Origin of the sequence: Nocardia caishijiensis NBRC 108228, assembly GCF_001612825.1 — a bacterium.
In the GTDB taxonomy this organism is placed as follows: Bacteria; Actinomycetota; Actinomycetes; order Mycobacteriales; family Mycobacteriaceae; genus Nocardia; species Nocardia caishijiensis.
The window spans coordinates 40,261-65,194 of the sequence record NZ_BDBE01000053.1 but is presented as its reverse complement, the minus strand read 5'-3'; the positions used below and the strand labels follow the sequence as shown (position 1 = coordinate 65,194).

General features: G+C 69.0%; 21 protein-coding genes. 7 read left to right on the top strand and 14 right to left on the bottom strand.

Going from position 1 to position 24,934, the window contains the following annotated elements; all coding sequences use genetic code 11:
- Nucleotides 1-7 precede the first annotated feature (7 nt).
- Nucleotides 8-784 carry a TetR/AcrR family transcriptional regulator gene (locus NC7_RS27215; protein ID WP_067988510.1) on the bottom strand — a complete coding sequence of 259 codons (777 nt, stop codon included), beginning with the start codon at nt 782-784 and terminating at the stop codon, nt 8-10.
- 122 nt (nt 785-906) lie between these two features.
- On the opposite strand from NC7_RS27215, the gene NC7_RS27210 reads away from it, so the two are divergent.
- Entirely contained in the window at nt 907-1,809 is a 903-nt protein-coding gene (locus tag NC7_RS27210) for an NmrA family NAD(P)-binding protein (protein WP_067988506.1), read from the top strand.
- Between the two features lie 4 nt (nt 1,810-1,813).
- Here NC7_RS27210 and NC7_RS27205 read toward each other — a convergent pair whose 3' ends face one another.
- Complete coding sequence (locus NC7_RS27205) at nt 1,814-5,644, bottom strand: AAA family ATPase (protein ID WP_067988559.1); 3,831 nt, start codon at nt 5,642-5,644, stop codon at nt 1,814-1,816.
- A 245-nt stretch (nt 5,645-5,889) separates the two neighbouring features.
- On the opposite strand from NC7_RS27205, the gene NC7_RS27200 reads away from it, so the two are divergent.
- A complete protein-coding gene (locus tag NC7_RS27200; protein ID WP_084458827.1) occupies nt 5,890-6,357 on the top strand; it encodes a DUF1707 SHOCT-like domain-containing protein in 468 nt (155 codons plus the stop codon).
- On the opposite strand, the gene NC7_RS27195 is transcribed toward NC7_RS27200, so the two are convergent.
- The 7 genes from NC7_RS27195 to NC7_RS27165 all read right to left on the bottom strand — a co-directional run bounded on the left by NC7_RS27195 (nt 6,354) and on the right by NC7_RS27165 (nt 12,976).
- Nucleotides 6,354-6,809 carry a DUF350 domain-containing protein gene (locus NC7_RS27195; RefSeq protein ID WP_067988503.1) on the bottom strand — a complete coding sequence of 152 codons (456 nt, stop codon included), beginning with the start codon at nt 6,807-6,809 and terminating at the stop codon, nt 6,354-6,356. The two genes, NC7_RS27200 and NC7_RS27195, sit on opposite strands and share 4 nt — an antisense overlap.
- 27 nt (nt 6,810-6,836) lie before the next feature.
- Complete coding sequence (locus NC7_RS27190; RefSeq protein ID WP_067988498.1) at nt 6,837-8,000, bottom strand: glutathionylspermidine synthase family protein; 1,164 nt, start codon at nt 7,998-8,000, stop codon at nt 6,837-6,839.
- Complete coding sequence (locus NC7_RS27185) at nt 8,000-8,530, bottom strand: hypothetical protein (RefSeq protein ID WP_084458826.1); 531 nt, start codon at nt 8,528-8,530, stop codon at nt 8,000-8,002. Before NC7_RS27185 ends, NC7_RS27190 begins: the two co-directional genes overlap by 1 nt.
- A 196-nt stretch (nt 8,531-8,726) precedes the next feature.
- The gene (locus NC7_RS27180; protein WP_067988491.1) at nt 8,727-9,008 is read right to left on the bottom strand and encodes an acylphosphatase; all 282 of its coding nucleotides are present in this window, start codon (nt 9,006-9,008) and stop codon (nt 8,727-8,729) included.
- 15 nt (nt 9,009-9,023) lie between these two features.
- On the bottom strand, nt 9,024-9,470 hold the full coding sequence (locus NC7_RS27175; protein ID WP_067636773.1) for an OsmC family protein: 447 nt from the start codon (nt 9,468-9,470) through the stop codon (nt 9,024-9,026).
- A gap of 178 nt (nt 9,471-9,648) precedes the next feature.
- Nucleotides 9,649-10,320: a response regulator gene (locus NC7_RS27170; protein ID WP_067988487.1), complete on the bottom strand. Its 672-nt coding sequence runs from the start codon at nt 10,318-10,320 to the stop codon at nt 9,649-9,651.
- A gap of 112 nt (nt 10,321-10,432) precedes the next feature.
- A complete protein-coding gene (locus NC7_RS27165; protein ID WP_067988484.1) occupies nt 10,433-12,976 on the bottom strand; it encodes a DUF4118 domain-containing protein in 2,544 nt (847 codons plus the stop codon).
- 100 nt (nt 12,977-13,076) lie between these two features.
- Here NC7_RS27165 and NC7_RS29395 point away from each other — a divergent pair, with 100 nt between their 5' ends.
- Genes NC7_RS29395 through NC7_RS27145 form a run of 5 tightly spaced genes read left to right on the top strand, consistent with a single transcriptional unit; the run spans nt 13,077 to nt 17,967 of the window.
- Nucleotides 13,077-13,205 (top strand): hypothetical protein, encoded by a 129-nt coding sequence (locus NC7_RS29395; protein ID WP_255285069.1) that lies wholly within the window; start codon nt 13,077-13,079, stop codon nt 13,203-13,205.
- A complete protein-coding gene (locus NC7_RS30615; protein WP_067449014.1) occupies nt 13,202-13,288 on the top strand; it encodes a potassium-transporting ATPase subunit F in 87 nt (28 codons plus the stop codon). Before NC7_RS29395 ends, NC7_RS30615 begins: the two co-directional genes overlap by 4 nt.
- On the top strand, nt 13,289-14,959 hold the full coding sequence (gene kdpA / locus NC7_RS27155) for a potassium-transporting ATPase subunit KdpA (RefSeq protein WP_067988479.1): 1,671 nt from the start codon (nt 13,289-13,291) through the stop codon (nt 14,957-14,959).
- 1 nt (nt 14,960) lies between these two features.
- On the top strand, nt 14,961-17,096 hold the full coding sequence (gene kdpB / locus NC7_RS27150; protein WP_067988476.1) for a potassium-transporting ATPase subunit KdpB: 2,136 nt from the start codon (nt 14,961-14,963) through the stop codon (nt 17,094-17,096).
- A gap of 1 nt (nt 17,097) precedes the next feature.
- A complete protein-coding gene (locus NC7_RS27145; protein WP_067988473.1) occupies nt 17,098-17,967 on the top strand; it encodes a potassium-transporting ATPase subunit C in 870 nt (289 codons plus the stop codon).
- Nucleotides 17,968-18,013: 46 nt separating this feature from the next.
- On the opposite strand, the gene NC7_RS27140 is transcribed toward NC7_RS27145, so the two are convergent.
- From NC7_RS27140 to NC7_RS27120, 5 genes are all read right to left on the bottom strand, one after another.
- Nucleotides 18,014-20,152: an amylo-alpha-1,6-glucosidase gene (locus NC7_RS27140; protein WP_067988470.1), complete on the bottom strand. Its 2,139-nt coding sequence runs from the start codon at nt 20,150-20,152 to the stop codon at nt 18,014-18,016.
- On the bottom strand, nt 20,149-21,312 hold the full coding sequence (locus tag NC7_RS27135) for a glycosyltransferase family 4 protein (protein ID WP_067988467.1): 1,164 nt from the start codon (nt 21,310-21,312) through the stop codon (nt 20,149-20,151). The genes NC7_RS27140 and NC7_RS27135 overlap by 4 nt, the downstream gene beginning before the upstream one ends.
- A gap of 372 nt (nt 21,313-21,684) precedes the next feature.
- Nucleotides 21,685-23,217, bottom strand: coding sequence for a substrate-binding domain-containing protein (locus tag NC7_RS27130; RefSeq protein WP_067988464.1), 1,533 nt, complete (start codon nt 23,215-23,217; stop codon nt 21,685-21,687).
- Nucleotides 23,218-23,306: 89 nt separating this feature from the next.
- Complete coding sequence (locus tag NC7_RS27125) at nt 23,307-24,335, bottom strand: PHP domain-containing protein (protein ID WP_067988461.1); 1,029 nt, start codon at nt 24,333-24,335, stop codon at nt 23,307-23,309.
- 2 nt (nt 24,336-24,337) lie between these two features.
- On the bottom strand, nt 24,338-24,919 hold the full coding sequence (locus tag NC7_RS27120; RefSeq protein WP_067988556.1) for a dihydrofolate reductase family protein: 582 nt from the start codon (nt 24,917-24,919) through the stop codon (nt 24,338-24,340).
- Nucleotides 24,920-24,934: the final 15 nt, after the last annotated feature.

The following is a 24,934-nucleotide window of genomic DNA, read 5'->3' as shown; positions in this document are numbered from 1 at the left end:
CGTGCACTCACGCTCGTCGGAGTCGCGGGGGCTTCGCGGAGTTGCGGAGGCGGTGAGCTTTCTGCCTGCACGCGGGGGAACAGTAGCGGGCCGGTCTGCCGACCGCCGGGCGCCGCACGGGTGCGTGACAGACCGGGCAGGACGCGGGACTTTCGCTACTCGCCCCGGTTTCGTCACGGTCGACCTCGGCGAGTTCCGTGACAACTGACGTCGGGGGCCGCAAGGCGTCGAGAACGAGGGCGACGGCAGGCGCGACAGGTGCGCCGACCGGCCGCTGCCGTTGGATCGCAACACATCCGGTGAAGATGTCCAGTACATCGGTGAGCGTCACATCCGCGCGGACCGCGCCCTGACGTCGGGCCGCGACGAGCAGCGCGCCGAGGGCACGATGGAAACGGTCGCCCGCCCCGCGAAGCAGCGCGCGGGGCCAGCCGTCGTCGGATTGCACCAGGTCGCACAGGTCTTTGTGGCCCGGCGTCGTCACGATGACATGAGTGCACAGCGCGAAGAAGGCCGCACCGGGGTCCGGATCGGTCAGGTGTTCGGCAGCCGCCGCGGCAAGCCGGTCGACCCGCTCCTGCACGACCGCTTCGAGCAGGGCGTTTTTCGTGGGGAAATGGCGGTGGACCGTCCCCGCACCGACACCGGCGCGACGCGCCACCTCCACCAGCGAGACACCGGCACCGCGTTCGGCCAGGGCGCGCTGGGCGGCTGTGAGAATCAGCGCACGATTGCGCCGCGCGTCGGCCCGGACCGCCGGTTCCGTCGCGTCGCGGGCCGTCATTTCGTTACGCCTCTCCGTATTTCCGGTAGCCGACCGGGCAGTGGGACTCGTACTTTCCACCATACGGGTCGACCGACCCGATTATAGGCACGGAAGCATTCACGAAACGGAGCCCCTGGGCGATGACAACAGCACTTCCCGTCCTGATCACCGGCGCGACCGGCAAGCAGGGCGGAGCAACCGCTCGCAGACTGCTCGCCGAGGGCGTGCGGGTGCGCGCGCTCGTGCGTGACCCCCGTTCCCCGGCCGCCCGTGCGCTCGCCGCGGCGGGCGCCGAGCTGGCGATCGGCGACTTCGACGACCCGGCGACCCTGCTGACCGCGGCGAAGGACGCCCGGGCCGTATTGCTCGTTCCGCCAGCCGATTACGGCCCGAACGGCTGGACGGCGGGTGATGAGGCACGCCGCGGCACCGCCGTGGTCGAGGCGGCGCGCGCGGCCGGGGTCGAGCAGATCGTCTTCTCCGGGATCGCCACCATGGGCCCGGCCGACTCGTGGGGGCAAGAGGGCAAGCACCGCATCGAGGACGCGATCCGCGCGTCGGGGTTGCGCTTCACCCTGTTGCGACCGGTGCGGTTCATGGAGAACTACCTGATGCAGGGCTCACCGGTGGACGGCATCCGGGCCGATGGGGAGCACCGCCATCTCTTCGTCGCCGATCGGCCGCTGCAGATGATCGCGCTCGACGACATCGCCGTCTTCGCCGCGCTGGCGTTCGCGGACCCCGACGGTTGGCACGGTCGAGAGCTCGAACTGGCGGGCGAGGCGATCACTCCCGTCGACGCGGCGGCCACCATCGCGGCGGCCACCGGTCGGCCGATCCACTACCGCGAGATCTCCGAGGCCGAGGCCGCCGCGATCGGCCCCCAGCTCGCCGCCACCTGGCGGCTCATCCGCGAAACCGGCGGCTGGCAGGCCGATTTGCCGACCCTGCGCGCCCTGCACCCAGGTCTGACCAGCCTGCCGGACTGGCTGGAGCGTGGCGGCGCCGATCGGATCGTCGCCCAACTCGCCGCGACGACGTGATCGGTCAGGCAGAGGCGGTCGCCTCGGCCGGGGCACGGGTGAGCCGCTGCGAGATCACCTGGGTGATGCCGTCGCCGCGCATGCTCACCCCGTAGAGGGCGTCGGCGATCTCCATGGTGGGTTTCTGGTGGGTGATGACGATCAGCTGGCTCTTCTCCCGCAGCTGTTCGAACAGGCCGATGAGACGGCGCAGGTTGGTGTCGTCCAGGGCCGCTTCCACCTCGTCCATCACATAGAACGGGGACGGGCGGGCGCGGAAGATGGCGACCAGCAGCGCCACGGCGGTCAGTGACTTCTCGCCGCCGGAGAGCAGCGAGAGCCGCTTGACCTTCTTGCCCGGCGGACGGGCCTCGACCTCGATGCCGGTGGTGAGCATGTCGGACGGGTCGGTGAGCACGAGCCTGCCCTCGCCGCCGGGGAACAGCTTCGCGAACACCCCGACGAATTCGCGTTCCACATCGGCGTAGGCCTCGGTGAACACCTGCAGGATGCGGGCGTCGACCTCGGCGACCACGTCCAGGAGGTCCTTGCGCGCGTTCTTGACGTCCTCGAGCTGGGTGGCCAGGAAGTTGTAGCGTTCCTCGAGCGCCGCGAACTCCTCCAGCGCGAGGGGGTTCACTTTGCCGAGGGTGGCGAGGTCCTTCTCGGCGCGTTTGGCGCGGCGTTCCTGGGTGGCACGGTCGTAGGGCATCGGCTGCGGCGCGGTGACCTGCTCGCCGCGTTCCTTGGCGTCCTCGTATTCCTGCGTCTCCAGCGCCGACGGCGGCAGCGGCACGTCGGGACCGTATTCGGCGACGAGATCGGCCAGCGCGATCCCGAACTGTTCGGAGATGGTCGTCTCGAGCTGTTCGATGCGCAGCGCCGCCTGGGCTTTGGCCACCTCGTCGCGGTGCACGGCATCGGTGAGCTGGGCCAGCTGGGTGTTCAGGGCGCGTGCCCGTTCCTTGACCTGCTCCACGGCCGACGCGACTTCCCCACGGCGCCGGACCAATTCGTCGCGCCGGGCGGCGGCCGAGGCCACCACCTGCTCGAGTTCCTTCGCGATCTTGGCACCGGACTCGGCCACCGCCGCAGCGACGGCCGCCGCCTGCCTGCGCGCGGCCTGTGCCCGCTCGGCTCGCGCCCGCGCCTCCCGTTCGGCGCGTGCGGCACGGCGCAGCGAATCCGCTTTGCCGCGAACGGATTCCGCGCGTTCCTCGGCGGTCCGCACTGCCAGCCTTGCCTCGACCTCCATGGTCCGGGCCTCGGCGAGCGCGGCGGCGGCTTCCTCGCGGGCTCGCCCGGCGGTCTCGGTCCCGGCGGTGCCGTAGCTGTCGTCGCTGTCGTCGTGCTCGATCTCGGCGTGGCGCAGCCGGTCCTCGAGCTCGGCCAGGGAGGCCAGGGACTTCTCGCGGGTCGCCTCCGCCTCGGCGCGTTGGGTGGTGAGCCGTTCGCCCTCGGTCTGGGCGGCGCGGGCGGTCTGGCCGACCCGCGCGAGCCGGTCGTAGATGGCCAGCAACGCCTGATCGGATTCGTGCAGCGCCATCAGCGCGTGGTCGGCGGACTCTTTTCGGTCGGTCTGCTCGGCGAGCGCCCCGGCCAGCGCGGCCTCGAGCTCTTCGGCCCGGCGCTGCGCGGCGGCCAATTCGGCGGTGGCGGCGTCGATGTCTGCCTGGATCTCGAGCTGACTCGGCATCCGCTCGGAACCACCGATGACCCAGCCCGACCCGGCCAGATCACCGTCACGGGTGACGACCCGCAACTCCGGGCGCTCGGCGGCCAGTGCGGTGGCGGCCGCCAGATCGTCGACGACCACAACGCCCGCGGTGAGCGCGGCCAACGCGGGCCGCACCTTCGCGGCACCATCCACGGCATCGGCGAGCCACCTGGCCCCCGCGGGCAGAGGAGCACGCCGACCATCTGCCGAAACCTCGTGAGCACGACCCGACGTCGGCGAGCCGCCCCGGCCGTCGGCCGTCCAGCGCGTAGCAGTCTGATCCGCCGTCGGCGAGCCATCCCCGACTTCGGCCATCACGCGCGTTGCGGCCTGATCCCGCATCGGGGAGTCACCCCCGACATCGGCAGGAGCGCGCGTCGAGGCCTGCTCCTCGGCCGAGCCGCTCGCCGCGCCAGGCGACGCCGCATCGCCGGTGGCGAAGACGAACGCCACCCGGCCACCGTCACCGGCGCGCAGCTCACGCACGGCGGCATCGGCGGCCGCGGCGGTGTCGGCGGTGATCGCGTCGGCCAGCGGGCCGAGCAGCGCGGCGAGGGCGGCTTCGAATCCCGCCTCCACGCGCAGCAGGCCCGAGAGTCGGTCGCCGACGCCACTCACCCCGTGTTCGAGCAACCAGGCGGCGCCGTCCTTGCGGGCCAGGTTCATCTCCAGCGCTTCGATGCGGGCGCCGAGCCGGGCGACGAGCTTGCTCGCCTCGCGGTCCTGTTCGCGCAGTTCACGCACCCGCTCGTCGGCCAGTTCCAAGGCGGCGACGGCGTGTTCGTGCTGGGCGTCGAGGCCCTTCTCCCCCGCGTCGAGTTCGCCGAGTTCGTCCTGCACGGTGTCGTATTCGGCCTGGGCCGCCTCGCCTCGATGACGTGCGTCGGCGATGGCGACCGAGAGCCGTGCGATCTCGGCGTCGACCGACTGCGCCCGGGTGCGCAGCGTCTCCACCTGCCCCGACAGCCTGGCCAACCCCTCGCGGCGGTCGGCGATGGCCCGCACGGCGGCCAGGTGCGCCTGCTCGGCGGCCTTGGCGGCGTGTTCACGATCGGCCAGCGCTTCCCGGGCGGCCTCGAGTGTTTCGGCCGCCATCTCCACGGCGTAGCGCAGTTCGGATTCCTCGGCCTCGATCCGGTCGGCCTCGGCCTCGAGCTGTTCGGGGTCGCGGCCGGTCCCGACGGGCGCCTCGGTGTGCAGGTTGCGGGCGCGGTCGGCGGCGATGCGGATGGTCGCGTTGACGCGCTCGGCCAGCGCGGAGAGCTGGAACCAGGTCTGCGCGGCCGCCTCGGCGCTCGGGCTCAGCCGCGACAGCTGGAATTCCTGCTGTGCCAGCGCGGCATTGGCCGCGTCGAGTTCGGACTGGACGTTGATCTGCTGCTCGCGCGCGTAGGCCTCTTTGCTCAGCTGCGATTCGAGTTCGCCGCGCCGGGTCACCAGATCGTCGGCGGCCAGGCGCAGCCGGGCGTCGCGCAGGTCGGCCTGCACGGTCTGGGCGCGCCGCGCCACTTCGGCCTGCCTGCTCAGGGGTTTGAGCTGGCGGCGCAGTTCGGTGGTGAGGTCGGTGAGGCGGGCGAGGTTGGCCTGCATCGCGTCGAGCTTGCGGACCGCCTTCTCCTTACGCCTGCGGTGCTTGAGGACGCCCGCGGCCTCCTCGACGAACGCGCGCCGGTCCTCGGGGCGCGATTCGAGGATCGCCGACAGCTGCCCCTGCCCGACGATGACGTGCATCTCGCGCCCGATACCGGAGTCCGACAGCAGTTCCTGCACGTCCATCAGGCGGCAACTGCTGCCGTTGATCTCGTACTCGCCCGCGCCGTCGCGGAACATGCGGCGGGTGATCGATACCTCGGCGTAGTCGATGGGCAGCGCGCCGTCGGAGTTGTCGATCGTCAGCGTCACTTCGGCGCGTCCCAGCGGGGCACGTCCGCTCGTCCCCGCGAAGATGACGTCCTGCATCTTGCCGCCGCGCAACGCCTTGGCCCCCTGCTCACCCATCACCCAGGTGAGCGCGTCGACGACATTGGACTTGCCCGACCCGTTTGGCCCGACGACACAGGTGATGCCGGGTTCGAAGCGCAACGTGGTTGCGGACGCGAAAGACTTGAACCCTTTCAGCGTCAAGCTCTTCAGATGCAACGCCACCCGCCTCTCCGGGAGTTCTGGCCAGACCTAGGTGCGAGAGGGCAAGACACGCGGCCTGCGGTTGGAACATCGCACCGGGCTGTGTTGCCGCCCGTGTGCTCGCGTGAGCCTATCCGATCGCCGTCGTGGCGCCGTGAACCTCCGGCCGGTAGGCGCCCGAAGGGTTGACATTACACAGTGGAGGGTGGACGCTTGGTACCAGCAGATCACTGTGTTTGGTGAACGAGAGGTTTGTCGGTATGGACATCACCCCCGGCACGCGCGCGTCCGATGCCGAGCGCAATGCGATCGTCGCTCAGCTGAGCACCCACCTCTCCGACGGGAGGCTGGATCTGGCCGAGTACGACCAGCGCGTCGCGAAGGTCTACGCGACCACCACCCGCGACGACCTCGCCCTCGTCCTGTCGGATCTCCCCGCGCTGCCGGACAAGCAGCCGAGCACCCCGCCGAAGCAGGCACCACGCATCCCCGTGTGGCAGCGCATCGAAGCTGGCAGCTGGCTCGGCGTGAGCATCATCGTGCTGGTCATCTGGGGCCTGATCTCGCTCACCGCAGGCGAACTCACCTACTTCTGGCCGATGTGGGTGATCGGCCCGTGGGGCGCGGTCCTGCTGTTCCGCGTGGTCACCGGGTGGGAAGCCCAACCCGGCACCGCGACCCATCTACGTCAGCTACAGAAGCAGATGAAGCACATCAATCCGCACTAGAGGATCGCGAAAGCCACCACCAGGCCGAGGGCGAAGTGGGCGGCGGCCACCACGAGTACCTCGGGGGTATAGGTCTCGGCGTGCAGGGTGCGGCCGATGTCGATGCCGGTGACCTTCTCGATCACCCGCACCGAGATCACCTGCGCGACAATGCCGACCAGGCCGAACACGATCGCCGCGATCAGCCCTTCCGACAGTTTGCCGCTGCCACCGGTGGCCAGTACCGCGAACACGACGATGAGCGCCATGCTGATCATGCCCGCCGCCGACACGATGATCGCGTTCGGTTTGCCCGCGACGACCAGGTCGCGCAGCTTGCCCGGCGTGGTCAGGTCGATGGCGAAAAAGCCGATCAGCATCAGCACCAGGCCGATGAGGCAGTACAGGATGATGGCGCCGACGCCTTCACCGAGCGCACTCCAATAACCCGATTCCAGGGCGAGGGCGGTCATCGTGGTCCTTTCGAAACAGTGTTGTGGTCAGTCGACGATGCGGTGCGGGACGAACGCGGCGCCGTCATCGGTGATGAGGCCCGCGGTCTCGCGGATTCCGAGCCCGGCGGCGGTGTCACCGACGACCCATGCGCCGAGCACGGGGCGCATGCCGTCGAATTCCGGGAGCGGGTCGAGCAATTGGTAGACGAAGCCCTCGGCGCCGTACACCCCACCGGTCGCGGTCTCCATGCCAGGACCGACGATGGTCATGTTGGCGCCTTCGCGGCCGAGCTTGGGTTTGCGGATGTACTCGGTGAGCTCGTGCGGGTCGTCGAGGTAGGCGGGCAGCAGGTTGGGGTGGCCGGGGTACATCTCCCACAGGACCGCCAGCAGGGCCTTGTTGCTCAGCAGGGTGGTCCACAGCGGCTCGATCCAGGCCGTCTGCGGGATACTCGCGACGACGCGCTTGCCGAAGTCGTCGTCGAGGATCCATTCCCAGGGGTAGAGCTTGAACACCGATTCCATCGGCGCCTCGGCCAAGTCGACGAAGCGACCGAGTTCGGTGTCGAACCCGACCTCCTCGATCGGCAGCGCGACGGTGTCGAAGCCCGCCTCGGCGGCGGTCTCCTGCATGTAGGCGGTGGTGACGTTGTCCTCCCCGGTGGCGTCGGCGCCCGACCAGGTGAAGTGCAGTTCGGTGCCCGGCAGCACGTCACGCAGCTCACCCCAGCGCTCCACCAGCTTCTCGTGCAGTGAATTCCATTGGTCCCCACCGGGATACACCTGCTGCAGCCAGTGCCACTGGATGATCGCCGCCTCGAGCAGCGAGGTGGGCGTGTCGGCGTTGTACTCGAGCAGTTTGGCGGGGCGGCGAGCGTCGTAGCGCAGGTCGAACCGGCCGTACACGTAGGGGTCGCTGCGCCGCCAGGATTCGGCGATCGGGCCCCAACTCCATTCCGGCAGCCCGAAATCCGCGTAACGCTCGGTGAGCACGACGTGTTCGGCCGCGTGCAGACACATCGACTGCAGCAGCTCCACATCGGCTTCGAGGGCGAGGATCTCGTCCATCGAGAACTCGTAGTGCACCGACTCGTCCCAGTAGGGGCGTGGTCGGCCGCTGGCGTCGCGACCGGGCACACCGTAGACGAGCCCCTGGCTTTCGATGATCTGCTGCCATCCCGGCCGGGGCGTACTCGCGACCCGTCGCACTACGAACCACTCCCGCCGGACTTGCTGCCGAGCCCGCCGCGCTGGACGGTTGTGCCCGATTTGGTCTTGATCTCGGCGTTGCGCGGTTTCACCGAACTGCCACCGCTCGGCGGCCGACCGATGGTCGCGGTGCCGCCGTAGTGGTAGCGGTACTGCGGCCAGCCGAGCAGGATCAGGCTGCCGACGCCACCGGAGTTGTCGCTGCGGAAGTTGGTCTTGCCGTCGCCGCAGTGCTCGTCCGGGACGACGACCTCGTTGCCGTTCTGATCGATCTGCACGCACGAGGCGGTGACCCGGTCGGGGGCGGCGATCGCCCGGTAGGCGAGGTAACCACCGCCGACGAGGGCGGCGACACCCACCACGGCGACACCGCCGATCATCACGCGTTTCCTGGTGCGGCGCTTGGTTTCCTCGGCTTCGGCGGCGGCGCGTTCGGCCTGCGCGGCCTGTTTGCGCGCCTTGTCGCGCGCGCGTGCCTCGGCGACCGTCGGCGGGCGCGGCTGGGTGACACCCGGTTCCTGCCTGGCCATCCGGCCCTGGCGTGGTTCCGGTGGTTGCTGGGGTGGCGGTGGCCAGGTGGGCGGTGGCTGTTCCTCGGATCGGTCCGGTGTCCAGCCCGCGCCGGGGTCCGGCGGTGTCCAGGGCGAGGATCCGCCCGGTTGCTCCGGCTGGTCGGGCGGACCAGGGTTGTGTGTGCTCACTGCCGCCTAACCCCCGAAGTCACTTCTACCGCTCCTCGAATCCCGTCATGTCGCCGCGCGCGGGCTCCCAGCTTTCCACAACCAGATCGACCCGACCAGGCGCCTTGCCGGACCGTAGCAGGTCCAGCAACTTCTCGCCCGGGGTTCGTCGGCCCTCGGCCACCACGTGGACCCGCCCGTCGGCGTGGTTGCGCGCGTACCCGGTGAGGCCGAGTTCCAGTGCGCGTGAACGCGTCCACCACCGGAATCCCACGCCCTGCACGTTCCCGTGGACCCAGGCGGACAGGCGGACAGGTGCTTCGGTCACAGCGCTCCTCGCTGGTCAGGCATCGATGTCGAAGTTCAAGGTCACCTTGGTGCCCGCCTTGAGTGTGCGACCGACGGTGCACACCTTGTCGACGGCGCGCTGCACGGTGACCAGCAGGCGTTCACGGGCCTCTTCGTCGAGTTCGGACAGGTCGAGTTCGAACACCTCGTCGAGCTGCGGGTACAGCTCGTTCTCGCGGTCGGCGTCGCCGGAGACCCGGATGGTGGCGTCGAAGTCGTCACCGAGCCGACGCGACAGCGGCAGGTCGGAACTGAGCCCGGTGCACGCGGCCAGGGCGATCTTCAGCAGCTCACCGGGGGTGAAGGCGCCCGGCACACCCTGCGAGGCGATCAGCACCTCGGCGCCACGGTTGCTACGTCCGGTGTAGGCACGCGTACCGGTCCGCTCGACCCACAGTTCGACGGGTGCGGTGGTCACGGGTGCGTTCTGCTCAACTGCCATGTACCTGATCCTGCCAGCCGGCCCCGCCCCCGGAAACTCAGGCTGGTCCGCCGCCCCGAACCTCAGGCCAGACTCAGGTGCACTGCGGCTCGCGTCGGCGGCCAGACGACGTAGTGGGGTCACGGTGGCCCGTTCCCGGCGAGTCACCCATGTGCTCACGAAATCACTGGGCGCGCTGTCATTCGTGGAAGCGGTAGCCCATGCCCGGCTCGGTGAGCAGGTGACGCGGGTGGGCCGGGTCGTCCTCGAGTTTGCGGCGCAACTGGGCGAGGTAGACGCGCAGGTAGTGCGTTTCGGTGGCATACGCCGGACCCCACACCTCGCGCAGAAGTTCCTTGCGGCCCACGAGTTTTCCGCGATGGCGGACCAGCATCTCGAGCATCCCCCATTCGGTGGGGGTCAGGTGGACGGGTGTGTCGTTCTTGGTGACCTGTTTGGCGGCCAGGTCGACGGTGAACGAATCGGTGACCACCACCGGTTCGGCCCCGTCGCCCGCCCCCGCACCGCGTCGGACCGCCGCCCGCAGTCTGGCCAGCAGTTCGTCCATCCCGAACGGCTTGGTGACGTAGTCGTCGGCGCCCGCGTCGAGTGCCTCCACCTTGTCGGCCGAATCGGTGCGTGCCGACAACACGATCACCGGCACCGAAGTCCACCCGCGCAGCCCGGCCAGTACCTCGATCCCGTCCAGATCGGGCAGGCCGAGATCCAGGACGACCACGTGCGGCTGCTTCTCGGCGGCGATGCGCAAGGCGGCGGCGCCGTTGCCCGCGGTGAACACCTCGTACCCGCGCACCGACAGGTTGATCCGCAACGCGCGCACGATCTGCGGTTCGTCGTCGACCACGAGCACGCGGACAGCGGACTGGTTCGCTTCAAGCTCACCGACCGGCCGAGTGCACGCGTCACGACGGCCACTGTTGCCCGACCGCGACACGCCCGGCCCCGATGCGTTGCTCATGTGCTCACTTTCCTCGCGCGTCGCAAGCGGTGTTCGGCGGCGCACCCGAACCGGCCTCGGCGCTCGGACCAGCAGACAGGTCGAGCAGCACTGTCAGCCCACCGCCTGGGGTCGGTTCGGCGTGGACCGTACCGCCCATCGCCTCGATGAAGCCGCGCACCACCGACAGCCCGAGCCCGACGCCGGTCGTGTTGTCGCGGTCGCCCAATCGCTGGAACGGTTCGAACAGGTGGTCCTCCGTTCCCTCGGGCACACCCGGTCCGGTGTCGACGACCGCGACGACGACCCGGTCACCGACGCGGTCGGCGCTCACACGCACGGGGGTGTCTCGTCCGGCGTGGCGCAGCGCGTTGTCGAGCAGGTTCGCCAGGACTCGTTCGAGCAGCCCGCTGTCGGCCGACACCGAGATCTCACCGACCGCCACCGTCACCCGGTTCATCGCCGCGCGCCGCAGCCCTCTCGTACCCATCCCCACGCCGACCAGCGCCCGGTGCACCGCCTCGTCCAGATACACCTGCCGCGTCCGAGGGGTGACCACCCCGACCGCCAGGCGGGACGAATCGAGAAGGTTGCCCACGAGGGCGGTGAGCTGGTCGACGGACTCCTCGATGGCCTCGAGCAGTTCGCCGGTGTCCTCGGGCGAGAACTCCACGTCGTCGCTACGCAGACTCGACACCGCCGCCTTGGCCCCGGCCAGCGGTGTGCGCAGGTCGTGGCTCACCGCCGACAGCAACGCGCGACGCAGCCGGTCGGCTTCCAGGAGCGCGGCCGCTGCCCCCGCCTCTTCGGTGAGGCGCTGCTGACGCACCAAGCCGACGGCCTGGTTCGCCACCGCGTTGAGCACGGGCCGCTCCCCCGGGTCGAGCGGATGTCCGGCCAGCAACAGCAGGCTGGTGCCGTCGCCCGCTTCGATCGCGGTCTGTGCGTCGGCGACCCGATGCGGCGGGTCGGCTCCCACCGAGGCGATCACGTCGTCACCGCAGCGCAGGCACACCGCGCGTTGCCCGTACACCTCGCGGACCTGTTCGAGCAGCCGCGGCAGATCGGCGCCGCGCAGCACCGCCCCGGCGAACAGGGTGAGCAGCTCGGCCTGGCGAGATGCCTTGCGCGCTTGCCTGGTTCGCTTCGCCGCGAGGTCGACGAGCGCCGCCACCGCCACCGCCACGATCAACAGCACGACCACGGTGACGAAGTTGTCCGGTTCGGCGACGGTGAGGCTGTAGCGGGGGGCGGTGAAGAACCAGTTCAGCAGCAGTCCCGACAGCAGAGCCGAGGCGATCGCGGGCAGCACCCCACCGAGCAAGGCGACCGCGACGACCCCGACGAAGAACATCGCGCTGAGCCCGCCGAGTTGCAGATGCCGGTCGAGCACCGCCCAGCAGAGCACGCTCACCAGCGTCGGCACGAGCAGGGCCGCCACCCAGGCGAGCAGGGGTTGCCGTGTCCGCAGCGGATTGCGCCGCACCCCGCGGTTGGCTTCTTCGTGGGTCACCATGTGCACGTCGATCGTGCCCGAACGCTGGACCACGCTCGACCCGATGCCCTCGTCGAGTATCCGCGCCCAGCGCGAGCGTCGCGAGGTGCCGAGCACCAGCTGCGTGGCGTCGACCTCGCGCGCGAATTCCAGCAGCGCGGTCGGCACGTCGTCGCCGGTGACGGTGTGCAGCGACGCACCGAGCGCGGCGGCGAGTTCACGCAGCCGGGCCAGCCGCTGGGCGGACACCCCGGCCAGCCCGTCGCCCCGAACCACGTGCACCACGACGAGTTCCGCGCTGGACTTCGACGCGATCCGTCCGGCGCGCCGAACCACGGTCTCCGATTCGGGACCACCGGTCACCGCGACGACCACGCGTTCGCGCGCCTCCCACAGCTCGGTGATGTCGTGGTCGGCGCGGTACTTCGCCAGCGCCGCGTCGACCTGATCGGCCAACCACAGCAGCGCGAGTTCACGCAGGGCCGTGAGGTTTCCGGGCCGGAAGTAGTTGCGCAGCGCCGCGTCGACCTTGTCGGCGGCGTAGACGTTGCCGTGGGAAAGTCTGCGTCGCAACGCTTCCGGGGTGAGGTCGACCAGTTCCACCTGATCCGCGCCGCGCACAACCGCGTCGGGCACCGTCTCACGCTGTTCGATGCCGGTGATCCGGGCGACCACGTCGTTGAGGCTCTCGAGGTGCTGGACGTTCACCGTGGAGATGACGTCGATCCCCGCCTCGAGAATCTGCTCCACGTCCTGCCAGCGCTTGTCGTGCGCACTACCCGGTGCGTTGGTGTGGGCGAGCTCGTCGACGAGCACCACGGCGGGCTCGCGCGCGAGCACCGCCTCGACATCGAGCTCGGGCAGTTCGGTGCCCCGGTAGCGCACCGGCCTGAGCGGAATCCGCTCGATCCCGTCGAGCAACGCGGCGGTCTTCGCCCGACCGTGGGTCTCCACCACCCCGGCGACCACGTCGCGGCCACGCTCGAGCCGCCGGTGTGCCTCACCGAGCATGGCGTAGGTCTTGCCGACGCCGGGCGCGGCACCCAGGTAGATGCGTAGTCGACCGCGTTTCACAGGTTCATCATGGCGTGCCGCACCGTCAACAACCCGCAAAGGCGGCGCCCGCGGCCGCTAAGGATTCGTAAGGAACGCTCGCGGCGCCCATCCGAGGGCCTTGACTCGGCGAAGCGGCCCACGGTGGGGCGCGAGGAGGTCGGATATGTCTGTGGTGGTGTTCACGGTGCTCACGGTGGCGATCTTCGCCCTGCTGGGCCTGATCCAGCGCGCGGTGGAGAAGCTGTGATCGCGAATCTGGTCGGCCTGGCGCTCGCCGCGGGTGTGGCCGTGTTCATGGTGGCGGCCCTGCTCTTCCCCGAGAGGTTCTAGGTGACCACGACAACAGCGGGGATCGCGTTCCTCGCGGCCCTTGTCCTCGCGCTGGCCCTGGCGCATGTTCCGCTGGGTGACTACATGTACCGGGTGTACAGCGGCGAGCGGCATTCCCGGGCCGAGCGGTTGATCTATCGGGCGATCGGCGCGCATCCCGAGGTCGAGCAGACCTGGCCGGTGTATGCGCGCAGCGTGCTGGCCTTCTCCGCCGTCGGCGTGCTCGGCTTGTTCTTCTTCCAGCTGGTCCAGGGCGCGTTGCCGCTGCACCTGACCGATCCGGGCACCGAGATGACCCCGGCGCTGGCGTGGAACACGGCGGTCAGTTTCGTCACCAACACCAACTGGCAGAACTATTCCGGCGAATCGACCCAGGGGCACCTGGTGCAGATGGCCGGGCTGACCGTGCAGAACTTCGTGTCGGCGGCGGTGGGGATGGCGGTCGCCGTCGCACTGGTGCGAGGTTTCGCGCGCCGCCGCACCGGTGAGCTCGGCAATTTCTGGGTCGATCTGGTGCGCGGCACCGTGCGGATCCTGCTGCCGCTCGCGATCGTCGTCGCGATCGTGCTGGTGGCGGGCGGGGTGATCCAGAACTTCCACCTGCACGACCAGGTCGCGCGGACACTCGGCGGCGCCGGGCAAACGATCACCGGCGGTCCGGTCGCGAGCCAGGAGGCGATCAAGGAACTCGGCACCAACGGTGGCGGTTTCTACAACGCCAATGCCGCGCACCCGTTCGAGAACCCCACCTCGTGGACGAACTTCGTGGAGATCTTCGCGCTGATGCTGATCGCCTTCTCGCTGCCGCGCACCTTCGGGCGCATGGTCGGCAGCACGAAGCAGGGTTACGCGATCGTCGCCGTGATGGGAACCATCGCGCTGGTGAGTGTTTCGTTGCTCGGCATGTTCCAGCTGCGACACCACGGAACCGTGCCGACCGCGGTCGGCGCTTCGATGGAAGGGGTGGAAACCCGCTTCGGCGTGGCCGATTCGGCCGTGTTCGCCGGTGCGACGACCCTCACCTCCACCGGCGCGGTGAATTCCTTCCACGACTCCTACACCAGCCTCGGTGGCCTGGTGACCATGGTGAACATGCAGCTGGGCGAGGTCGCGCCCGGCGGTGTGGGTTCCGGGTTGTACGGCATGCTGATCCTTGCCGTCGTCACGGTGTTCGTCGCGGGACTGATGGTCGGGCGCACACCGGAATACCTCGGCAAGAAGATCACGCCCCGCGAAATCAAGCTCGCCGCCGCGTATTTCCTGGTGAGCCCGCTGATCGTGCTGGTCGGTACGTCGGTCTCGACGGCCCTGCCGGGGCCACGCGACAGCATGCTCAACAGCGGGCCGCACGGCTTGTCCGAAGTGTTGTACGCCTTCACCTCCGCCGCCAACAACAACGGTTCGGCCTTCGCCGGGCTGTCCGGCAACACCACCTGGTTCAACACCGTGCTGGGGCTGGCCATGCTGTTGGGCCGATTCGTGCCGATCATCCTCGTGCTCGCGCTGGCCGGGTCGCTGGCCGCGCAGGGGCACACGCCCGCCTCGGTGGGCACTCTGCCCACCCACCGCCCGCAGTTCGTCGGCCTGGTGATCGGGGTGACGGTGGTCCTGGTGGCACTCACCTTCCTGCCCGCCCTCGCGCTCGGGCCGCTCGCCGAAGGAATTCACTGACATGACCGTTCCCACCCTCGCTTCCCCGGCCGCGCCGCGCACCGAACCGAGCACCGGCGGGGTCCTCGACCCGACGCTGTTGCGCACGGCGCTGCCGGAGGCGATCCGCAAACTCGACCCGCGCACGCTGTGGAAGAACCCGGTCATGCTGATCGTGGAGATCGGCGCGACGTGGTCGACCGTGCTGGCGATCACCGAACCGTCGGTGTTCGCCTGGGCGATCGTCGCCTGGTTGTGGCTCACCGTGCTCTTCGCGAATCTGGCCGAAGCGGTCGCCGAGGGACGCGGCAAGGCCCAGGCGGCGAGCCTGCGACAAGCCAAGACCGACACCGTCGCTCGTCGGCTCACCGACTGGGTACCCGGCGCTCCGATCGTCGAGCACCCGGTCGCCGCACCCGAACTGCGTCGTGGCGACTTCGTGGTGGTGGAGGCGGGTCAGGTGATCCCCGGCGACGGCGACGTGGTCGAGGGCATCGCCTCGGTGGACGAATCCGCGATCACCGGCGAATCCGCCCCGGTGATCCGCGAATCCGGTGGCGACCGTTCGGCGGTCACCGGCGGCACCACCGTGCTCTCGGACCGCATCGTCGTCCGCGTCACCCAGGAGCCCGGCGCCAGCTTCATCGACAAGATGATCGCGCTGGTGGAAGGCGCGAACAGGCAGAAGACGCCCAATGAGCTCGCGCTGAACATCCTGCTCGCCGCACTGACGATCATCTTCGTGTTCGCGGTCGCGACCCTGCAACCGTTGGCGATCTTCGCCAAGTCGAACAACCCGGGCGTGGCCGACACCTCGGCGCTGGACGGCAATGGCATCACCGGCATCGTGCTGGTGTCGCTGCTGGTCTGTCTGATTCCCACCACCATCGGTGCCCTGCTCTCGGCCATCGGCATCGCCGGGATGGACCGGCTGGTGCGGCGCAATGTGCTCGCCGTGTCGGGACGTGCGGTCGAGGCGGCGGGCGATGTGAACACGCTGCTGCTCGACAAGACCGGAACCATCACTCTCGGCAATCGTCGAGCGACCGAATTCGTCCCCGTACCAGGGGTTCTCGACGACGAGCTCGCGGACGCGGCGCAACTGTCGAGCCTGTCCGACGAAACACCGGAGGGCCGCTCGATCGTGACGTTCGCCGAGGAGGTGTTCGACAAGCGTGCACGCACGGCGGGGGAACTACCCGGCGCCACCTGGGTGCAATTCACGGCGCAGACCCGCATGTCGGGAGTCGACCTGGCCGACGGGCGGCAGTTGCGCAAGGGTGCGGCCGGTGCGGTCACCGAATGGGTGCGCGCCCAGGGCGGTTCCGTGCCCACCGAGGTGTCGGCCGTGGTCGACGACATCTCCGCGTCCGGTGGGACGCCCCTGATGGTCGGTGAGGTCGACCGAGGCACCGCCCGCGTGCTCGGCATCGTTCACCTCGCGGACGTGGTCAAACAGGGCATGCGGGAACGCTTCGACGAAATGCGGCAGATGGGCATCCGCACGGTGATGATCACCGGCGACAACCCGTTGACCGCCGCGGCCATCGCGGCCGAAGCGGGCGTCGACGACTTCCTCGCCGAGGCGACCCCGGAGGACAAACTCGCCCTGATCAAGCGGGAACAGGACGGTGGACGGCTGGTCGCGATGACCGGCGACGGCACCAACGACGCCCCCGCCCTGGCCCAGGCCGATGTCGGCGTGGCCATGAACACCGGCACGTCGGCCGCCAAGGAGGCGGGCAACATGGTCGATCTGGATTCGGATCCGACCAAGCTGATCGAGATCGTGGAGATCGGCAAGCAGTTGCTCATCACCCGTGGGGCGCTCACCACCTTCTCGGTCGCCAACGACATCGCCAAGTACTTCGCGATCGTCCCCGCCCTGTTCGTACCGCTGTTCCCCGGCCTGGACGCACTCAACGTCATGCGGTTGGCCAGTCCGCAGTCGGCGATCCTGTCGGCGGTGATCTTCAACGCGCTCGTCATCGTCGCGCTCATCCCGCTGGCTCTGCGCGGCGTCGGCTACCGGCCGAGCAGCGCCTCGGTCCTGTTGCGGCGCAACCTGACCGTCTACGGGCTTGGCGGCGTCGTCGTACCGTTCCTCGGCATCAAAGTCATCGATCTGCTGGTCCAACTCCTCCCCGGGATGTCCTGATATGCGTACTTCGACCTGGTTCCACCAGCACCTGGCTGCCCTGCGTGCCCTGCTGGCACTGACGGCGATCACCGGAATCGTCTACCCCCTGACGGTTTTCACCATCGCCCGGCTGCCCGGTCTGGATCATCTAGCCGACGGATCGCTCATCGAGCGGCAGGGGGTACTGGTCGGCTCGACCTTGATCGGGCAGTCGTTCACCGACGCCGACGGCACCGCCCTCGCGCGGTATTTCCAGAGCCGTCCCTCAGCGGCGGGCGTGGGCTACGACCCACTCGCCACGGCCGCGAGCAATCTCGGCCCGGAGGACATCGTCGACACGGCGGAGCGGCCGAGTCTGCTCACCGCCGTTTGCGGGCGGTCCAAGGAGGTCGGCGACCGTGAAGGGGTCGACGGCCGTCGACAGTTCTGCACGGACAGTGGTGTGGGCGCGGTCCTCTCGGTCCTCGGCCCGCGCGATGCCGACGGTGATGTGTCGCGACCGGAACGGGTGGTCAGTGTCAACGAGCACTGCCCGGCGCGACCTTTCACGTCCACCTTCCGCGGTGTCGCGGTGGAATGCGCGCGGCCCGGCGAGGACTACGCGACCGGTGTGCTCGTTCCCGTCCTCGGTGACGCACCGGCTCACCCGGCGGTGCCCGCCGACGCGGTGACGGCGAGTGGCAGCGGCCTCGATCCGCACATCTCCCCCGAGTACGCCGCGATCCAGGTGGGGCGAGTGTCGCGCACGCGCGGCATCTCCGCCGATCAGGTACGCGCGATCCTCGCCGAGCACACCCACGGTCGCACGCTGGGTTTCCTCGGGGAACCGAGGGTGAATGTCCTCGAGCTCAATCTCGCACTGGACGAACAGTTCCCGCTGTCGAACTGATCGGCAGCGCGCCGGGCACCACCGAGGTGCCCGGCGCATCGCCGTGCTATTCGATCACCAGTTCCCAACCGTCGGGCAGGCTCGCGGTGAGTACCTCGGTGCCACGGACTTCCATGTCGATCGTGTCGGCGCCGAGCCGGAAATCGGCGAAGCGCACGATGCCCCACGATGCGGGGACGCGGGGGCGGACCGTCAGGGTTCTGGTCGGCACGTCCGGGTCGAGACCGACGAAGGAACGGATGAGCAGCAGTGGCGCGGCGCTGGCCCAGGCCTGCGGGGAACACGAGGTGGGGTACGGCACGGGGGCGGCGAAACGGCCACGGGGGAAACCGCAGAACAGCTCGGGCAGGCGGCCGTCGAAAGCCGCCGCCGCGTCGAGCAGTCCGGCCGAGAGTTGGGTGGCCAGTTCGATCGCGCCGGGTACGTGCTGGTACCGCATGAGCCCGGCCACCGCGATGGCCGTGTCGTGCGGCCACACCGAACCGCAGTGGTAGCTCATGGGGTTGTAGGCGCCCATGTTGGAAGCCAGTGTGCGCAGACCGAACCCGGAGTCCATCTCCGGCGCGGACAGGTTCCGGATCAGGATCTCGGCGTGCTCGTCGGTGGCGATCCCCGACCACAGACAGTGCGCCGCGTTGCTGGTGAGCGCGTCGACCTGGCGCTTGTTGCCGTCCAGAGCCACGGCGTACCACCCGCACTGGGGTAGCCAGAACTGCTCCGCGAACTTCGTGCGCAGGGTGGTGGCCCGTTCGCGCATCTTGCGGGCCAGGGGTTCGTCGTCGAAGGCGTCGGCGAGTTCGGCACGCGCCAGCAGCGCCGCGTAGACATACCCCTGCACCTCGCACAGCGCGATCGGGGCCTGCGCGAGCTGACCACTGGCGAAATTGATGCCGTCGAAGCTGTCCTTCCAGCCCTGGTTGATGAGGCCGCGGTCGGTGGCGCGCACATATTCGACGAACCCGTCGTCGTCGCGGTCACCGAAGTCGGTGATCCAGCCGATGGCGGCGTCCGCGGCGGGCAGCAGGGTGGCGATCGACGCCGGATCGGCGCCCCAGCGCAGACATTCGGCGAGCAGCATCACGAACAGCGGTGTGGCGTCGACCGTGCCGTAGTAGATCTGGCCGCCGAGCACCTGCCCGACCGCCGGGCCGCGCCGCATCTCGTGCATGATCCGGCCGGGCTCCTCCTCGACCAGCGGATCCACTGTCTCGCCCTGCAATTCGGCCAGCTGTTGCAGCGTGCCGAGGGCGAGATCGGTTTCCAGGGGCAGCGACATCCAGGCGGTGAGCAACGAGTCGCGGCCGAACAGGGTCATGAACCAGGGCGCGCCCGCCGCCACGAACGGGCGCCCGGTGCCGGAATCGCTGTGGATCTGCAGTGCGCCGAGATCGCTTTCGCTGCGCCGCAGTATCCGGTTGAGCATCAGGGAATCGCTGGTGATGTCGGTGGCCGTCGCCCGCCAGGCCTGGATCTTCTTCACCGGCTCGCTGGCCCGATATCTTTCGCCGACCGAACCCTGCATCGGCGGGCGCTGGGCCGCACCGGCGGGCAGGGCAGCGATCTCGGTCTGCCACCGACCGCCCGCGGGGACGACGATGCGCCAGATCATGGTGCCCGGCAGCACCATCGGCTCCACCGTGGAGGTGAGGGCCAGGCCGCGGGCCAGGTCGGCGCGGTCGTGGAGCAGCAGTTCGCCGTCGGCGGTGGTCATCTCGGCGCGACGGCCGCCCGCACGGCCCTCCTTCACCGAGAACAGGTCGACGAAATCGGCGTCGACGTGTACTTCGAGCACCACCGCGGTGGCTTCGCGGCTCATGTTCTCGAGGGTGATCACCTCGTGCATGCCCTCGGCGACGAGGCGGTCGCGCACCACGAGCAACGTGCTGTCGGCCAGGCCTGCCTGTGGTGGCCTGCGCAGCACGAAACGCGCCGCGAACGCCTCCGGGCTCAACACCGACAGCGGTTCGGGCTTCTTGCCGTCGACCAGCAGTTCCCAGCGCGAGATGACCCGGGCGTCACGGAAGAACAAACCCTGCGGTTTGCCGGGCTCCACATCGCCCAACCGGTCCGAGAGGCAGAAGGTGCCGCCCTCGACCAGGGTCACGTTGCCGCCGTGGCCGCCGAGCCCGGCCGGTTCGCCCGCGTTGAGCGGAGTCGGGCTCGGCTGCGCGTCGCTGTTGCTCATGCGCGCCCGGTGGCCGCCGCGACGGGCGGCATGGCGAAGGCGCTGCCGTACCCGATCGTGGTGCGCGCCAGAATTTCCCGGTACACCTGCTCGTAGCCGCGCCCGAGCGTGTCGGCACCGAAGTTCGCCTCCACGTGCGCCCGGCAGGCGGCCGGGTCGTAGGTGGCGACCTCGTGGATGGCGGCGGGCAGTTCGGCGGGGTCCTCGCAGATACGCGCGGTGACACCGTCGACCAGCACCTCACCCACCGCGCCGCCGCGCAGGGCGACCACCGGTGTGCCACAGACCATTGCCTCGATCATCACCATGCCGAACGGCTCCTCCCAGCGAATGGGGAACAGCAGACACCGAGCTCCGGCCAAGAGTTTACGCTTGGCGGTCGCGTCGGCGAGGCCGAATACATGATCGTCAGGGGTGAGCCGAGGACGCACGTATTCCTCGAAGTAGGCCTTCTCCGGCGCTTCTGAGCACTTGCCCGCCAGGATGAGCGGGATACCGGCCTCGTGGGCGGCGTCGAGGGCCAGGTGCGGGCCCTTGTCCATGGAGAAGCGGCCGAGGAACAGCGCGTAGTTGTCCTTCTCCGGCTGGAAGGGCCACTGATCCGGGCGCAGCGCGTTGTGCACGCGACCGGCCCAGCCCAGATCCGGCGCCAGTTCGCGCTGCCGGTCGCTGATGGCGATCAGCGAGCACTCCTCGCCGAGTTCGCGGTAGTAGCGGTAGCAGTCGTCCTGGACGGGTCCGTGGACGGTCACCACGGTCGGCAGGCCGAGATTGGCGTAGGCGGGGGCGTTGAGCGGTCCGGCGAACGTGTGGTCGTGCACCAGGTCGATGCCTTCGGTGTCGGCCAGTCGTTCGATGGCGCGGCGCACGCGCAGGGCGTGGACCACCTCGGGGAACGGGTCGCCGAGCCGCTCGGGCACGATCCGGTCCCACAGCGGGACGAAATTCGCCTTGGTACCCGGCTCGCCCGCACCGAACAGGGTGACGTGATGGCCACGCTCACACAGCGAATCGACCAATTCGGCGACGACGGCTTCCACCCCGCCGTACGCCTTGGGTGGAACATCGAAATACGGTGGCACGACCATCGCAATTCGCAGTGGGCCACCATTGTGCTCGATCGAATAGAGATCAGAACTGGAGAACCCGGTCGGCGACATTGCCGACATATCTGTACTCATGACCTTCCTTCCAGGGACACAACCTCGCAACACTTGCGCGAACAAGAGATGGCCGCCTCGGCGGGGTGGAGACCGAGAGCTTCACCGCCGTCCATGGGGCATGGTTGGCCTGGCCAGGCGCGGAGCGCACCGCTGGGGTGCCCGCCTGATCAGAGGGGCCGTCAAGGAACGTACCCCGCTACCGGAAAGTAAACCAGCATGTTGCTGGTTTTGTTGTACGCGATTCCCTGCCGCGACAGCAGATTCCACCGTCAGGCCCGGTCTACGGCGTACAGAGAATTGTCACGGTCGAGTCGCGCGGCGAACCATCACAGCGCGAGGGGCACCGAGCGACCGCTCAGCACACCTCGATCACGGTTCACATTCTGGTCGCCTGGCCAATTCCAGGCAGGCGATGCCGCCGAATTCGGCCACGACGAGCCGCCCGTCACCATAGACGAGATAGTCGACGAATTTCGCCGCCAGCGATCCGGCGGGCATGTTGCCGCCCGGATGATCGTGGAAGACGAACTCCACCGAGTAGAACGGGTAACTCCGATCGGCCACATGGGTTTTGGTCGCGGGCCGACCGTCGATGGTCACCGCCCGCGGCCCCGCGCCGACGGTCGTCGCCTCGAGATAACCCACCGCACCCGGCGTCGCCGCGACGACCTCGGCCATCTCCGCGGTCGAGCCGACCTCGCAGTGCACCAGTCGCGCTCTGCCCGCGCAGAATTCGGGGTGATAGAGCGGGCGCTGCCAGCCCAGCAACCGAGCCTCCAGCGCGAACCGCGAGCCCGACCCGTGCTGGCGATCCACCACCACGACAGGCAGATCCGGGCCACCGAGCGTCTTCCAGTTGTCGATCTCGCCGCGGAACAGACGCTGGATCTGCGCGGTCGACAGGTCGGTGATGCCGAGGTCCGGGTGGGTGACGACGGCGAACGGCGCCACCGCGAACGGAGTTTCGAACAGGTCGGGGAAGGTGTCGCGTTTGGGGCCCTCGCCGATCGCGACGGTGTTCGGCGCAGGCTCCGGCTTGTCCAGGACCCGCAGGCCGTCGCTGGTACCGGCGAAGTCGAAGGTGAAGTCGGCACCGGCGCAGTGTGTTTCGTAGTTCTTCGCGACCTCGCGGACCATCTTCTCCATGGCGGTGGAGCCGACGAGGGTGAGGTTGCCGTCGGCGCAGTAGCTCGGTGGTGGATCGGTGCGCGTCAGGGCGATACCGAGCTGGACCAGGACGACGATCAGCAGGAACACACTGAGCCCGATCAGGGCCCACGGTCGGGAGCTGCTGCGGGTCGGCTCGGCGTTGCCGCCGCGCAGCCCCGACAGTGTCGTCTTCCCGAACTTGTCGAGGTTGTACTTGTTGTTCAGGACCGCGAGGATCTTGTAGTGATCGGCGCGGTCGAGCGGCACCTTCGGCAGGTCGACGATGCCTCTGAGGTCGGCGCCTTCGCCCTCGTTGCGGCGGGCGATGCCCGAGTCGGGCCCGAGGTTGTCGGCGTGGACACCCTCGAGCTCCGTCACCGCGATCGCGATCACCTCCCGCCCGGGAAACGTCAGGCGCAGGCCCGTTCTGGGGTGATCGAGGGTGTAGTCGTCCTTGACGATGGGCAACGACCCGATGTTCTCGATGCGGACCAGCGCCAGCGACAGTTTGCGCAGATCCCAGGAGCGATCGCTGGCCGGTGCCGAGGTCTGCAGGTTGCGTAGGGCACCGGTGACATCGGCGTCGTCGGGCGAACTCACCTCGGGAAATTGGATCTGGCCGGTGACCGGGGTGTCCATCTGCACCCGGAACCCGATGCGTTTGCGACCGACGAACACGAACTGCCGGAGGAAGGCCGCGACCGCGACCACCACGCCGAGCAGCGACAACACGATCTCGATCGGAAAATTCACCGGTTCCCCCAGGCACCACTCGTCCGACTCGAGTTGTACCAGAGCCGAACCCGCCGACCGGCCGATGCCATCAGCTGTTGGGCAAACCTTCACCCACCGGATTCCGCCGTCCAGGCGAGCAGGTCCGCCAGCGGCCACGCGTTCACGACCCGATCGGCTGTCACCCCGTGCGCGACGGCCCGTTCGCATCCGTAACCCTGCCAGGACAATTGGCCGGGTGCGTGCGCGTCGGTATCGATGCTGAAGTGGCAGCCGACGTCGCGCGCGAGGTCGATCAGGCGCCCGGGCGGGTCGCGGCGTTCGGGGCGGCTGTTGATCTCCACGGCGGTGCCGTACCTGCGGCAGGCCTCGAAGACGAGTTCGGCGTCGAAACTGGATTCGGGGCGGGTGCCGCGCCCGCCTTCCACGAGTCGGCCGGTGCAGTGGCCGAGCACGTCGACATTCGGGTCGGCGACGGCGTAGACCATGCGTTCGGTCATGGTGGCGCTGTCGTCGCGCAGGTGCGAGTGCACGCTGGCGACCACGATGTCGAGCCGTTCGAGTAGGTCGGCGCGCTGGTCGAGGGTGCCGTCGTCGAGGATGTCCACCTCGATGCCGGTGAGGATGCGGAACGGGGCGAGTTCGTCGTTGAGTTCCGCGATCACGTCGAGTTGGCGCAGCAGCCGTTCGGCCGACAACCCGTTGGCGACCTTCAGTCGCGGTGAGTGATCGGTGAGCGCGCAGTACTCGTGGCCGAGTGCCGCTGCCATGCGCATCATCTCGCCGATCGGACTGCCGCCGTCGGACCAGTCGGAGTGGGTGTGCAGATCCCCGCGCAGCACGGCGCGGAGGGGTTCGCCCGCCGGACCGATGGGTGCGGCGGCGGCGCGCAGGTCGGCCAGATAGGTGGGAATCTCACCGGCACACGCCTGTTCGATGACCGTCGCCGTCTTGGGTCCGATCCCCGGCAGGTCCTGCCAGCTGTGTTCGGCCGCGCGCGAGGACCTTTCGGTTTCGGTCAGCCCCTCGACCACGTCGGCGGCCCGACGGTAGGCCTTCACCCGGTGGGTCTGGGCGCGCGATCGTTCGAGCCAGAAGGCGACCTCGCGCAGGGCGGCGACCGGATCGAGACCCGTCACGGCTACCTGATCCGGCCGTACTTGAGGAAGGCGACACCGTCGGCGTACACCCGGCTGGTGATCACCCGGAACCGTTCGGGTTCGGGCAGTTTCATGCCGCCACCGAACAGCGGCCTGCCGGTGCCGAGCAGCACCGGGCACACCTTGAGGAACACCTGGTCGATCTCGGGCAGCAGAGTCTGCGCGAGTTCGCCCCCTCCGCAGAGCCAGATGCCGAGGCCCGCTTGTTTCTTGAGATCGCGCACCGCGGCGATCGGATCGCCCGAGATCACCTCGACACCGGGAGCGGGCGGTTCGGGCATGGTCGTCGACACCACGAGCTGGCGCAGATGTTCGTACGGACTCGCCGTGCCGGTGCGCACCCCGAAGTCGTGGGTCTTGCGCCCCATCACGACGGTGTCGAAGTAGATGTTGCCCGGCGCGACCCCGCGCGCCTCACGCACCTTGGTCGGCAGCGTCTCCGGGTACTGGGAGATGATCGAGGGCAGATGATCACCGCCAACCGGGAAGAAATTCACCGACCCGTCCTCGGCGGCGATGAAGCCGTCGATCGTCGATGCCACGAAATACGTCAGCTTGCGCATACCGTCCTCCTGGGA

What these genes read in the sequence shown, in the direction of transcription:
- NC7_RS27215 (WP_067988510.1), bottom strand. Translation starts at nt 784, where the DNA reads ATGACGGCCCGCGACGCGACGGAACCGGCGGTCCGGGCCGACGCGCGG.
- NC7_RS27210 (WP_067988506.1), top strand. Translation starts at nt 907, where the DNA reads ATGACAACAGCACTTCCCGTCCTGATCACCGGCGCGACCGGCAAGCAG.
- NC7_RS27200 (WP_084458827.1), top strand. Translation starts at nt 5,890, where the DNA reads ATGGACATCACCCCCGGCACGCGCGCGTCCGATGCCGAGCGCAATGCG.
- NC7_RS27195 (WP_067988503.1), bottom strand. Translation starts at nt 6,809, where the DNA reads ATGACCGCCCTCGCCCTGGAATCGGGTTATTGGAGTGCGCTCGGTGAA.
- NC7_RS27185 (WP_084458826.1), bottom strand. Translation starts at nt 8,530, where the DNA reads ATGGCCAGGCAGGAACCGGGTGTCACCCAGCCGCGCCCGCCGACGGTC.
- NC7_RS27175 (WP_067636773.1), bottom strand. Translation starts at nt 9,470, where the DNA reads ATGGCAGTTGAGCAGAACGCACCCGTGACCACCGCACCCGTCGAACTG.
- kdpB (WP_067988476.1), top strand. Translation starts at nt 14,961, where the DNA reads ATGACCGTTCCCACCCTCGCTTCCCCGGCCGCGCCGCGCACCGAACCG.
- NC7_RS27145 (WP_067988473.1), top strand. Translation starts at nt 17,098, where the DNA reads ATGCGTACTTCGACCTGGTTCCACCAGCACCTGGCTGCCCTGCGTGCC.
- NC7_RS27140 (WP_067988470.1), bottom strand. Translation starts at nt 20,152, where the DNA reads ATGAGCAACAGCGACGCGCAGCCGAGCCCGACTCCGCTCAACGCGGGC.
- NC7_RS27135 (WP_067988467.1), bottom strand. Translation starts at nt 21,312, where the DNA reads ATGTCGCCGACCGGGTTCTCCAGTTCTGATCTCTATTCGATCGAGCAC.
- NC7_RS27120 (WP_067988556.1), bottom strand. Translation starts at nt 24,919, where the DNA reads ATGCGCAAGCTGACGTATTTCGTGGCATCGACGATCGACGGCTTCATC.